General features: G+C 68.1%; 11 protein-coding genes. 4 read left to right on the plus strand and 7 right to left on the minus strand.

Features of this window, described 5'->3' with window-relative positions; genetic code table 11:
* Positions 1–4: 4 nt before the first annotated feature.
* The 6 genes from AB0J62_RS26605 to paaN form a co-directional block, all read right to left on the minus strand.
* Positions 5–1,288: an extracellular solute-binding protein gene (locus tag AB0J62_RS26605; protein WP_363876590.1), complete on the minus strand. Its 1,284-nt coding sequence runs from the start codon at positions 1,286–1,288 to the stop codon at positions 5–7.
* 199 nt (positions 1,289–1,487) lie between these two features.
* The gene (locus AB0J62_RS26610; RefSeq protein ID WP_363876593.1) at positions 1,488–2,519 is read right to left on the minus strand and encodes a zinc-dependent alcohol dehydrogenase family protein; all 1,032 of its coding nucleotides are present in this window, start codon (positions 2,517–2,519) and stop codon (positions 1,488–1,490) included.
* Between the two features lie 173 nt (positions 2,520–2,692).
* Positions 2,693–3,211 (minus strand): flavin reductase family protein, encoded by a 519-nt coding sequence (locus AB0J62_RS26615; RefSeq protein ID WP_363876596.1) that lies wholly within the window; start codon positions 3,209–3,211, stop codon positions 2,693–2,695.
* Positions 3,208–4,578, minus strand: a complete 1,371-nt coding sequence (locus tag AB0J62_RS26620) for a serine hydrolase domain-containing protein (RefSeq protein WP_363876599.1) — start codon at positions 4,576–4,578, stop codon at positions 3,208–3,210. The genes AB0J62_RS26615 and AB0J62_RS26620 overlap by 4 nt, the downstream gene beginning before the upstream one ends.
* Before the next feature lie 61 nt (positions 4,579–4,639).
* Complete coding sequence (locus tag AB0J62_RS26625; protein WP_363876602.1) at positions 4,640–5,893, minus strand: glycosyltransferase family 2 protein; 1,254 nt, start codon at positions 5,891–5,893, stop codon at positions 4,640–4,642.
* Positions 5,894–6,024: 131 nt separating this feature from the next.
* Positions 6,025–7,695, minus strand: a complete 1,671-nt coding sequence (gene paaN, locus AB0J62_RS26630; protein ID WP_363876605.1) for a phenylacetic acid degradation protein PaaN — start codon at positions 7,693–7,695, stop codon at positions 6,025–6,027.
* A gap of 74 nt (positions 7,696–7,769) precedes the next feature.
* Between paaN and paaI the strand changes: the two genes are divergently transcribed.
* From paaI to paaK, 3 genes are all read left to right on the plus strand, one after another.
* Positions 7,770–8,189 carry a hydroxyphenylacetyl-CoA thioesterase PaaI gene (gene paaI / locus AB0J62_RS26635; protein ID WP_363876608.1) on the plus strand — a complete coding sequence of 140 codons (420 nt, stop codon included), beginning with the start codon at positions 7,770–7,772 and terminating at the stop codon, positions 8,187–8,189.
* A gap of 115 nt (positions 8,190–8,304) precedes the next feature.
* Complete coding sequence (pcaF, locus tag AB0J62_RS26640) at positions 8,305–9,507, plus strand: 3-oxoadipyl-CoA thiolase (protein ID WP_363876611.1); 1,203 nt, start codon at positions 8,305–8,307, stop codon at positions 9,505–9,507.
* 9 nt (positions 9,508–9,516) lie between these two features.
* Positions 9,517–10,812, plus strand: a complete 1,296-nt coding sequence (gene paaK / locus AB0J62_RS26645) for a phenylacetate--CoA ligase PaaK (protein ID WP_363876614.1) — start codon at positions 9,517–9,519, stop codon at positions 10,810–10,812.
* 12 nt (positions 10,813–10,824) lie between these two features.
* Here the strand turns inward: paaK and AB0J62_RS26650 are convergent, their stop codons facing one another.
* Entirely contained in the window at positions 10,825–11,508 is a 684-nt protein-coding gene (locus AB0J62_RS26650) for a hypothetical protein (RefSeq protein ID WP_363876617.1), read from the minus strand.
* A 218-nt stretch (positions 11,509–11,726) separates the two neighbouring features.
* On the opposite strand from AB0J62_RS26650, the gene AB0J62_RS26655 reads away from it, so the two are divergent.
* Positions 11,727–12,248, plus strand: coding sequence for a DinB family protein (locus tag AB0J62_RS26655; RefSeq protein WP_363876620.1), 522 nt, complete (start codon positions 11,727–11,729; stop codon positions 12,246–12,248).
* The last annotated feature ends 31 nt before the right edge of the window (positions 12,249–12,279 follow it).

A 12,279-nucleotide genomic window follows, 5' to 3' on the forward strand; every position in this document is an offset into this window, starting at 1 on the left:
TGCGTCAGCTGGTCTTCATGGCCGTACCGAGCGCCGACTGCAGCTTGGCGACGTCCGGGCTACCGCTGAACTGGCTGAGCGCGGACAGGATGTCGTTGTTCTGACCGGCCGTGCAGGCAGCACCGTGGGCGCAGGACGGGACGATCGTGTCCTTCTTCCAGTCGGCCATCGCACCCTGCTGGTACTTCGGGTAGTCGGCCGGGTCGGCGTCCGAACGGGCCGGGATCGAGCCCTTCTTGGTGTTGAACGCCTTCTGGCCCTCGGCCGAACCGACGGTCTTCAGCCAGCACTTGGCGCCGTCCGGGTCCGCGCCGTTGGTCGGCAGCGTGAACGAGTCGGACAGGAACTGGAAGTCCGCACCGGTGCCCGGGGCCGGCCAGTAGGTGTACGCGGTGTCCGGGATCTTGTCCGCCAACTGCTGCGCGGCAACCCAGTCACCCATCAGCGTGTAGCCGGCCTTGCCGGAGTTCACGTAGCCCAGCGCGTCCGGCCAGTCGATCGCCTCGCGGTCGGTGTTGGTGAACGTGAGCAGCGTCTTGTATTTGTTCAGCGCCGCCGTCACGTCGCCGCCGGCCCAGTCCGTCTTGCCGTCCCACAGACCCTTGAACTTGTCCGCGCCCAGCTCACCCAGCAGCACAGCCTCGACGAGCATCTCCTGGGCGAAGCCCTTCGAGATCGCCAGCGGGGCGGCCACACCGGCAGCCTTCAGCTTGGTCAGGTCGGCGATCCACGCGTCCACGTTGGCGGGGGCCTTCGTGGCGTCGATGCTCGCCTTCTTCAGCACGGTCGGGTTCACCCAGACCATGTTCGCCCGGTGGACGTTGGCGGGGATCGAGTAGATCTTGCCGTCGACCGTCAGGTTGTCGATCAGGTTCTGCGGGAACGCCTTGTCCAGCCCGAAGTCCTTGTACAGCTGGCTGACGTCGTCGACCTGGCCGGCGTTGATGTAGTCCTTCAGCTCCGCACCGGCGTGCGCCTGGAACGTCGACGGCGGCTTGCCGGCCTGCAGGTCGTTGGCCAGCACCTGCTTGGCGTTCGAGCCCGCACCACCGGCGACGGCCGAGTTGACGAACTTGAAGTCCTTGCAGGTGGTGCCGAACACCGACACCAGACCGTCCAGACCGGCCTTCTCACCACCGTCGGCCCACCAGGTGAAGACAGTGACGTCCTTACTCGCGGACGAGTTGCCTCCGCCGCCGCCGCTGTCGTCGCTGTTACCGCAGGCGCTCACCGCGAGAAGACCCGCCGCACCCACCAGCGCCAGGGTCTTACTCAGACCACCACGCATGATTCACTCTCCGATCAGTTGATGGAGCCGCCTGTGACAACGATGCCCCCTTGACTGTGCAACTCTGGGACGGCGCGCACCGGGTGTCAACGTTCCGCGCAGGCGCGTTGCGCAGCCGTGACCCCGCAGAGCTTGACAGTGTGAGAGCGCGCACATTCACGGCCCGACAGGACACAGTGCGCAACCCGATTGCGCACAATCAGGGCCGCAGCAACACCTTGATCGCGCGCCGCTCGTGCATCGCGGCGTACCCCTCGGCCACGTCGGCCAGCGGGAGCTCCGAGTCGAACACCTTGCCGGGGTCGATCGCCCCGCTCAGTACGTCGGTCATCAGATCCGGCAGGTACGCGCGGCACGGTGCAGCACCGCCCGCGAGCCCGATGTTGTTCCGGAACATCGTGCTGATCGGCACCTCGACGCCGTGCGGCACACCCACGAATCCGACCGTCGCCCCGGGCCGGGCGACGTCGAACGCGGTCGTCATCGACTGAGCGGTGCCGACACATTCCAGGACCGCGTCGGCCCCGACACCCTTCGTCAGTTCGAGTACGGCGTCCTTGGCCGCGTCGCCGCGTTCGGAAATGATGTCCGTGGCACCGAATTCCTTCGCCAGCTTCTGACGGGGCTCATGCCGCGACAGGGCAACGACCCGCTCCGCACCCATCCGCGAAGCCGCGAGTACGCCGCACAGCCCGACCGCACCGTCGCCCACGACAACTACCGTGTCGCCGGCCTTCACTCGTGCAGAGCGCGCCGCGTGCCAGCCGGTGCCCATCACGTCGGACAGCGTGAGCAGGGACGGCACGAGCGCGTCGTCCGGCACCTCGGGTGTCGCGACCAGCGTGCCATCGGCGTACGGGAGCTTCACGTACTCACCCTGGCCGCCGTCGGCCTTGCCCTGGCCGTAGCCGACCATGTTCTGGCAGGCGGTCTGGTAACCGGCCAGGCAGTGCGGGCAGGTCCCGTCGCTCACCACGAAAGGCGCGACCACGAAGTCGCCCGGCTTGACCGTGCGGACGTCGGAGCCGACCTCCTGGACGATGCCGACGAACTCGTGCCCGATCGGCCGCGGCTGCTTCACCGGCGGATCACCGCGGTACGGCCACAGGTCGGACCCACAGATGCATGAGGCAACGACTTTGACCACCGCATCGCCCGGTCCCTCGATCTTCGGGTCCGGAAGCTCTTCTAGCCGTACGTCGAACGGCGCATGGATCACTGTGGCACGCATGAGGCCACACTAGTGGCCCGTGAGCGATGTGGCGTGAACGATAGCGGTGTCCAGGTGCGTGCATCGGGGTGCTTGGTCAGTGGCCTCGATGCGGAGCATCGTGGGCGCTGGCCAAGTGCCCCGAGGTGCGTGCCTGGGCGCCGATAGCGTCGCGCCACATCGCTCACGGGTCACTAAATCGTCGTGTACCGGCCCCGTCGATGGACCAGGGCAGGAGCCTCCTCGCTGGTGAGCTCGACGTGGACGATCTCCAGCTGCACCTGCAAACCCCAGCCGACCTCGGGCGGGTCCTGGTCCACCAGCGTGCAGCCGGCCCAGGTGCTGACGCCGACCGGCGCCGGCCCCCAGGCGGTGTCCGTCCAGTCGATCAACCGGAACGGTCCGCCCGGGGCCGGGGCGACGTACCCGAAGGCGTCGGCCAACTGCTGGTGCGGCGCGCCGAGCAGCGACACCACGGCGGTCCTTGCCTCACGCAACGTTTCCCACAGGTCCGAGTCCGGGTCGATGAGTCCGATCACATATCCGGGCTCACCGTCGGCCACCAGCATCGACGACACCGTGAGCCCGGCCCGCTTCCCGTCGTACGCCGTCGTCCACAGCCCGACCGGTGACGGCAACCGCCCGCGGAACCGCCGCACCGGACTCCGCTCCGACTCGGGCGGCAGGAACGGGTGGTCGCCGTGAATGGTCACTCGGCCACGGTAACTCGCTCCGGGAGGGTGAACTTGTCGATGGGGTGCAGGGTGAGGCCGCTGGAGCCGCGGACCGACTCGACGGCGCCGTTGGCGTCGAAGGTGAAGCGGTACGACTCGCCGTACGAGCCGTAGCCGTTCCCGCCGGTGACGCGCAGCGTGTCGCCGTCGGCTTCGAGCTCCTGGGGCTCCTCGGCCGGATTCGCGAGGGACGGGTCGGTCGCGTACAGGCGGCCGCCGAGCAGGACGAAGTCGGTGATGCCCCACAGGTTCGCGAACCGGCCGGTGAACCGGCCCAACCCAGCCTCTTCGACCCGGTCCTTAGAGTCGGCCAGGTTGAGGAGCCGGAGTAGGCCTTCGGCCAGCTGCGCCGCGGGACCGTCGATCGCATTGGTCAGTGCCGACACGACGAGCCGGCGTTCCGGGTCGACGAGGGTCCGGGTGATGTGGCCCGGATACCCGCCGCCGTGGCCGAAGACGTCTACGTCGCCGACCTTCGTCACCGAGAGGCCGAGACCGTACCGCGCCTTGTCGTCCGCGCCGGTGGTCCACAGCGGGTGCTGCATCTCGCGCTTCGACTTGTCGGTGAGCAACCGGTCGTCGCCGGGCAGGTGCGCGGAGAAGTACGTCACCAGGTCGCGGGCATTACCGAAGAACCCGGTCGCCGATGCCAGCGCCCGGGTGTTGATGTGCTCGATCGGCACGCGCGTGTCGGCGTACGACAGCGCGCTGTAGCCCGCCGCGTACTCCGCGAGCCGGGCCGGATCGAGCTCCGGACCGAGCCCGGCCAGCCCGAGCTTGTCGACGATCGCGGTCTGGACGTAGGCGTTGTACGACGTACCGGACGCCGCCTCGATGATCAGGCCGAGCAGGCCGTAGCCGATGTTCGAGTACTTGAAGCGATCGTTCTCGGGAATGACGGCCGACGACTCGAGGCGCATGACCTCGAGCAGCTCGTCGCGGTCCGGGAAGCTGGTGGACAGCTGCCACCAGTCCGCGTCGAGACCGTCCCGGGTGACACCGCCCGCGTGTGCCAGCAGTTCGCGGACGGTCCGCTGGCCGAGCGGCGTACCGACGATCTCGGTGACGTGCTGCTCGGCCTTGTCGTCCAGCCGCAGGCGGCCCTGCTCGACCAGCTGTAACACGGCCGTGGCCGTGAACGTCTTCGAGTGCGACGCGATCCGGAACAGGTGCTGCTCGGTCAGCGGTACGTCGTTCTCCACGTCCGCGAGCCCGTAGGCCGCCGAGAACGCGATCGCGTCCCCGGCGTACACCGCGACCTGGAGGCCCGGCACCCGCTGATAACGCTGGTTGAATGCCAGCCAGCTGTCGTAGTAAGCGAGTGCCTCGGTCAAGCTTTCAGTCACGGTGGGTCTCCTGGACGGATCGGCGGATGGAGATGAGTCAGTCATACCCTCCGTTTCAGGGTCAGCTCAACGACGCTTCGGCAGCAACTTCAGCACCGCGAGTCCGGCGAACAGGAGTGCGAACCCGGCCACCATCAAGGCGAGGGTCTGGGTCGCCGCGCCGGTGGCGGCCAACGTGGTGCCGGGCAAGGTCAAACTTTGGTGTCCGTACATGAGGCTTCCTTGTGATCAGTGGATTGAATGAAGTGACGTGGTGCCAGCGGGCCTCGGCCCGGCGCACCGAATCCCACACAGCGCGCAGCAGAACGCCTTGCAGGAAGAGGTCGTAGGCCCACTCGACGACCATCACGGCCGCGAGCAGCATGGGGCGGGCGCCGCGGCGGCGGACCGTCACGACGCGTTCGACGACGAAGATCAGGCCGACCGACAGCCACAGCGGCTGCACCCGCAGGCCGTTGCCGGCGGTCAGGACGGTGAGCAATACGAAGGACCACATCGCGATCACGCCGATCCCCATGCCGAGCTGCTGCACGGCGTACGGGAGCGTGACCCGGTTGAGGCCGTACGCCCGCAGGTTCTCGATCGCTCCGCGCTGCCAGCGCAGGCGTTGCCGCCACAGGTCCCGCCAGGTCGGCATCACCTCGGTGACCACCCAGCAGTCCTCCGGCGACACGCAGCGGTAGCCGAGCGACTTGATCGCGAGGGTGATCTCGTTGTCCTCGGTCAGGGCAGTGGTGTCGTACACCAGGCCGTGCGGACCCGGTAGTTCGTGGCCGCGTGCGGCGGCGACGCGGGTCAGTACGTCGACCCGATGCAACGTCGCCGTACCGGTCAGCACCATCGCACGGCCGTTCTTCCGAGCGATGTCGCGTGCGTACCGCGCGTACTCGTTGCGCTGCAGCTCGCCGAGCAGGCCGTGACCCGGCTCGCCCCAGAAGATGCCGCCGACAGCCCCGACCGACTCGTCGGCCAGCTCCCGCAGCGCCGTCTCGAGGAAGGTCGGCGCGAGTACGCCGTCCGCGTCCATCACCAGCACGCGGTCGGCCGGCGTCAGGACCGGCAGCAGGACGGACAGCGCCTGGTTCAGGCCGCCCGCCTTCTTGTCGACATTTCCGACGGTCTCGAAGACCTCCGCGCCGGCCCCCGTGGCCAGCGCGACGGTCCCATCCGTGCAGTTGTCCGCGACCACGATCACGCGGTCCGGTCGCCGGGTCTGCTGCCACAGCGAGTCCAGCGCCGCCGGTAGCGCCGCCTCCTCGTTGTGGGCAGGCACCAGCACCACGATGTGGGCATGTCTGCCCGTCCCCAGTTCCACCCCAGATCCCCCGTGCTAAAAGTTATTACGCTCTCAACTAACTGAGAGTATCCGGGGCGAGGTCTCAAAACGCAAGGCGTAGCGCTCTGTTATTTTTTAGCGTCAATGTCACCCTGCGTGCGCGGGTGCTGTCACTCAACGTGGCGGCGGGACTGAATGACGCGGAAGCGGCTCGCGACGTACGCCCCGTCGGTGTACGTCGCGTTGGCGGCCGGGTTCGCGCCGGTGCCGTGGAAATCGCTGAACGCGGCGGACTGATTCACGAACACCTGGCCGGTCAGGTTCTCGGACAGGGCGACGCCCGCGTCGAGGGCCGCGTCCCGGGCCTCGTCGAGGATCTTCGGGTCGGTCGAATAGATGCCGGCGGTCATCGCGCCGCCCTCGGTCACGGTCGACTTGAACAGGTCGATCGACTGCGCGGTGTCCGCGGTCCTGACCAGGAACGAGACCGGCCCGAAGCACTCCCGCCGGTACACGTCGGCGTCCTCGGCGTCGATCGCGACGAGCAACGGCGTCCGTACGACGGCATCGGGGAAGGCCGGGTGCTCGATCGCGCGCGACTCCAGCACCACGTCGCCGTACTCCGGGGCGAGCTCGAGGCGACTGATCACGGCCTGGTTCACGATGCCGCCGAGGATCTCGACCGCACGGGAGTCGTCGCCGAGCAGCTTGCTGATCGCGGTCGCGATGCCTTGGCCGACCTCGTCGAAGGACTTGTGGCCCTCGTCGGTTTCGATCCCGCCGGCCGGGATGAAAAGGTTTTGGGTGGTGGTGCACATCTGGCCGGAGTACAGGCTCAGGGTGAAGGCGAGGTTGTTGCACAGCGCCTTGAACGAGTCGGTGGAGTCGATGATCACCGCGTTCACGCCGGCCTTCTCGGTGAAGACGGTCGCCTGGGTCGCGTTCTGCTCGAGCCACTCGCCGAACTCGCTGCCGCCGGTGAAGTCGATCAGCTTCACCTCAGGCCGTTGCGCCAGCGGCTTGGCCAGGCCGTCACCGGCGCGCTCGGTGGCCAGGGTGACCAGGTTCGGGTCGAATCCGGTCTCGGCGAGCACCTCTCGGCACACGTCGACGGTGATCGCGAGTGGCAGGACGGCCAGCGGGTGCGGCTTCACGACGACCGCGTTGCCGGTGACCAGCGAGGCGAAGAGGCCGGGCCAGGAATTCCAGGTCGGGAACGTGTTGCAGCCGATCACCAGCGCGACACCGCGACCGGTGACGGTGAACGTCTTCTCCATCCGGATCGGGTCGCCCTTGGCGGGCTTCTCCCAGGTCGCGGTGGCCGGATAGCGGTGCATCTCCTCGTACGCGTAGGCGACCGCCTCGAGGGCACGGTCCAGCGCATGGGCGCCGCCGGCCTGGAACGCCATCACGAACGCCTGCCCGCTGGTGTGCTGAACCGCGTTGGCCAGCTCGAACACCCGCTTGTGCAGCCGATCGAGGATCTCCAGCGTCACGCCGGTGCGGCCGTCGATCCCGGCCCGGCGCCAGTCTGCGAGCCCCTGCTGGGCGGCCATGAGCAGCTCGTCCAGGCCCTCCTCGACGACGCGGGGGTACGCGACATCCATCGGGATCCCGAACGGCGATTGCTCGGTGACGACCGTTCCGTGCGCGCCGGGGATGTCGAGGAGGTACGTCGTGCCGAGGTGCGCCTCGAACGCCGTCTTGCCGTCGGCCGCCGCGTTCTCGCCGTACACCCGCGGGCTCGGCGACTCAGGGAACGCGGAGTGGTAGCCACGGTTGCGGATCGCGGTCAGGGCGGCGTCGAGTCGGTCACGATGAGCGGCGAGCAGATCGGTCATGACTGCGATGTTACAGTCGTGGGCGCAACCGGGACTAGAGTGTCATAAACCTTCTTCTCGATGGGGCAGGCCGGATGGACTTGGCAGCCAGGGTGGCCGCGGCGATGTGGGCGGAGGACACCGCCAGTGCCGGGCTGGGCATGCGCCTGGTGGCGGTCGGGGAGGGTACGGCGCGGCTCGAGATGAGCGTGCGCGACGACATGGTCAACGGGCACGGGATCGCGCATGGTGGATTCGTGTTCAGTCTGGCCGACTCGGCGTTCGCCTTCGCCTGCAACTCGCGCAACCAGGTGACGGTCGCGCAGGCCTGCGACATCGTGTTCGTCGCCCCGGCCCGTCGCGGCGATCTGCTGGTCGCCGAGGCCCAGGAGCGGACCACCTTCGGCCGGAACGCGATCTACGACGTGACGGTCACCCGCGGCGACGCGGTGATCGCAGAATTCCGCGGCCGCAGCCGCCAACTGTCCGGCACCATTCTCGAGGAGCACTCATGAACTGTATTGAATGCGCGCCTCCGGCGCGCGGGTCATGGGGCTGTTGCTCCCGGCCTTCCCTCGTCGCTCCGGTCGCTTCGCTCCCTCCGCTCCTCAGTCCAGGCCGGGAGGCCCCATGACCAGGGAAGCCTTCCTGGTCGACGGCGTCCGGACCCCGATAGGACGGTACGGCGGTGCGCTGGCCGCCGTACGACCCGACGACCTCGCGGCGAACGTGATCTCGTCGCTGGTGAACCGGACCGCGCTCGACCCGGCACTGATCGACGACGTGATCCTCGGCTGCGCGAACCAGGCCGGTGAGGACAACCGGAACGTCGCCCGGATGGCTGTGCTGCTGTCCGGTCTGCCGGACTCGGTGCCGGGTACGACTATCAACCGGCTGTGCGGGTCCGGGCTGGACGCGGTCGCGTCCGCGACCCGGTCGATCATTGCCGGAGACAACGACATCGTCGTCGCGGGTGGGGTCGAGTCGATGTCGCGGGCGCCCTTTGTGATGCCCAAGGCAACGACCGCGTTCTCGCGGCAGGCAGAGATCTTCGACACCACGCTCGGGTGGCGGTTCGTGAATCCCGCGCTGCAGGCGCAGTACGGGATCGACTCGATGCCGGAGACGGCGGAGAACGTCGCGGCGGAGTTCTCGATCTCTCGTGAGGACCAGGATCTGTTCGCGTTGCGGTCCCAGCAGCGCGCGGCCAAGGCGCAGGCGAACGGGCGGCTGGCCGAGGAGATCGTTGCGGTTGACGTGCCGGGGAAGCGTGGTGCCGTCACTGTGGTCGATGCCGATGAGCATCCGCGGGAGACATCGCTCGAGGCCCTTGCCGGTTTGAAGACTCCGTTTCGATCGCCCGGGACTGTGACGGCAGGGAACGCGTCGGGGGTGAACGACGGGGCTGCCGCGCTGCTCGTGATGAGCGGGGAGGCGGTCGAACGTTTCGGGATGAATCCGCTGGCCCGGGTGGTCGGGACGGCCGCGGCCGGAGTACCGCCCCGGATCATGGGAATCGGGCCCGCACCCGCGACGCGGAAGCTGCTCGATCGCACCGGGGTCGCGTTGTCCGATATCGACGTGATCGAGCTCAACGAGGCGTTCGCGTCCCAGTCCCTCGCCGTACTGCGGCAACTCGGCCTGCCCGACGATGCCGAGCACGTCAACCCGAACGGCGGCGCGATCGCCCTCGGGCATCCATTGGGGATGTCGGGGGCAAGGTTGGCGTTGACCGCGGCGCTGGAGCTTCGCCACCGCGACGCCCGGTACGCGCTGGCCACGATGTGCATCGGTGTCGGACAGGGCATCGCGACCCTGCTCGCTCGTCCTTAGGGGTCTCCAATGCTCGGTGAGGCTTGTCCTTCGGAGTTGCAGGACGCCGGCGAACGGCTGTCCGTCGACGAACTCCGCGTCCGCCAGTTGTCGTTGCTGCAGGCAACTGTACGGCGTGCTTACGAGAACGTGCCGCACTATCGGGCCGCGCTGGACGGTATCGGGTTCAAGCCTGGTGACCTTCAATCGCTGGAGGATCTGAGCCGGCTGCCGTTCACGGCGAAGAAGGACCTGCGCGACAACTACCCGTTCGGCATGTTCGCCGTACCGCGGACCGAGGTGGCGCGGGTGCATGCCTCGTCCGGTACGACGGGGCGGCCGACGGTGGTCGGCTACACGAAGCACGACCTGGACAACTGGGCCGACCTGATGGCGCGATCGATCCGCGCGGCCGGTGGGCGTGCGGGCGACGTGTGTCATGTTGCCTACGGCTACGGTCTGTTCACCGGCGGACTCGGTGCACACTACGGAGCCGAGCGGCTCGGGTGCACCGTCGTACCCGTCTCCGGCGGGATGACCGAACGCCAGGTCGACCTCATCCGCGACTTCGGCGCGCGCATCATCATGGTCACCCCGTCGTACTTCCTCTCGATCGTGGACGAGATGTCCGCGCGTGGCCTCGACCCCCGCGACACGTCGCTGCGGATCGGCATCTTCGGCGCCGAACCCTGGACCGAAGCGATGCGCACCGAGGTCGAGGAACGCACCGGCATCCACGCCGTCGACATCTACGGCCTGTCGGAGGTCATGGGTCCGGGCGTCGCGCAGGAATGCGTAGAAACCAAGGACGGCCTCCACATCTGGGAAGACCACTTGTACCCCGAGATCATCGACCCGGTGACCGGCGAGGTCCTCCCCGACGGCTCCGAAGGCGAACTGGTCTTCACCACCCTCACCAAGGAAGCCTTCCCGGTCCTCCGCTACCGCACCAGAGACCTGACCCGCCTACTCCCCGGCACCGCCCGCCCCGGCCTGCGCCGCATGCAGAAGATCACCGGCCGCACCGACGACATGATGATCGTCCGAGGAGTAAACGTCTTCCCCACCCAGATCGAGGAACAAATCCTCCGGGTCCCCGGCCTGACCCCCCACTACCTCTGCATCCTGACCCGCCCCGGCCGCCTGGACGAACTAACCGTCCAGGTAGAAGCCACCCCCGACCTCGCCGACTACGCCACCGCCGCAGCCACCCTCTCCCGCCACATCAAAGACCGAGTAGGCGTCACCGCAGCAGTAGAAGTCGTCCCACCCCACGCCCTAGAACGCTCCCTAGGCAAAGCCAAACGCATCAAAGACAACCGCTAAACCCGAAGGTCCTCAAAGGAGGGATTCGGGTGGGGTTTGTGGGTGGCGGGGTTTGCGGAAGGCTGGGGGGCGGATGTGGGGGCGGACCAGTGCCTCGACCTCGAAGTCTTCTAGGTGGAACTTGGCTGCGATCTCGCGGTACGGCGCTCCGGTGCGGACCTCGTCGATCACGTCCTCCACGGGTACGTCGTCGACCATCGGGCGGCCGTACGAGCGTGCGGGGTCCACGATCACGTCGATGTCGTGGTAGATCACCAGCCGCAGCGTGCCGGCGTACCCGTCGTCGGCCCAGCCGATCGCGGCCGATCCACGTCGCAGTACGCCGGGGAAGCCGCCCTGGCTGTCGCGGATCCGCTCCCAACCCGCGTCACGCCCCTCGGCCGCGATCTCGACGAGCAGATCACGTCCGTCGTGAGCGAGCCCGGACCACGCCAACGGATAGTGCCGGCCCGCCCGCAACCGCAGCGCCACCGCCGCCTCGCCGATCGCCTGCAACGACAACCCGGTACGGCGCAGGTGCCGCAGCATATGCGTCTCGACCAGCCCGGCGAACGTGATCGTCGGCTCGCCGCGGCCGCCGCTGCCGGCCTCCAGCGCGCCGGACCGCAGCCAGTCCCCGAGCGTCGTCGCCGGCAGGCCGAGGTGGAGGGCAACCTCAGCGCGGGTGTAGAGCGGCAGGTCGAACCGTGGATCCACGTGTCACCTCGTTGCGCGGTGCGGGCGCTTGTCACAACTAGAGTGCCAGAAATGTGGTTTCCTCCCCGGCGGTGATCGGATACGGTCCTGCTGCCGGGGGCTTCGACACCTCCGGCGGCGAGAGGAGGTGAGCGCGATGTCGAGTCCGATTGTCGTGCTGCCCGTCCGCCGTGCCCGCGGCTGACCGGGTGGCTTCGTTCCACCAAGGAGTTAGTCGCATGACCGAAGTACAACGTCCGTCCCTGACCGCCGACGAGCGCGCTCAGTTGATCGGATGGCTCGACCTGCAGCGTTCCTTCGTCCGGATGAAGTGCACCGGGCTCAGCGAGGAAGATGCCCATCGCAAGGTTCTGCCGACCTCACCGTTGATGACCGCCGCCGGTCTCGTCGCCCACCTGCGCTGGGTCGAGTACGGGTGGTTCCAGCTGGGCGTCGCCGGCGTCCCTGACACCGGTCAGACGCCGTGGACCGAGGACGGCCACGTCGACGCCGAGATGTTCGTCGACGACGTACCGCTGGCCCAGCTCCTCGACGAGTACGACGAGGAGTGCCGCCGGTCCAACGCGACCATCGCCGACCTCCCGCTCGAGTTCGTCGAGAAGGGCCGGCCGGCGGAGGAAGCGGCCTCGTTGCGGTACGTCCTGTGCCACATGATCGAGGAGACCGCGCGCCACGTCGGCCACCTCGACATCATCCGCGAGCTGCTCGACGGAGCGACGGGATACACCAAGCCGAACTGACGAGGAGGTAACCCGGTTACACCTGCGCCGA

It is taken from the genome of Kribbella sp. NPDC049584 (genome assembly GCF_040675555.1).
Taxonomy (GTDB): Bacteria; Actinomycetota; Actinomycetes; order Propionibacteriales; family Kribbellaceae; genus Kribbella.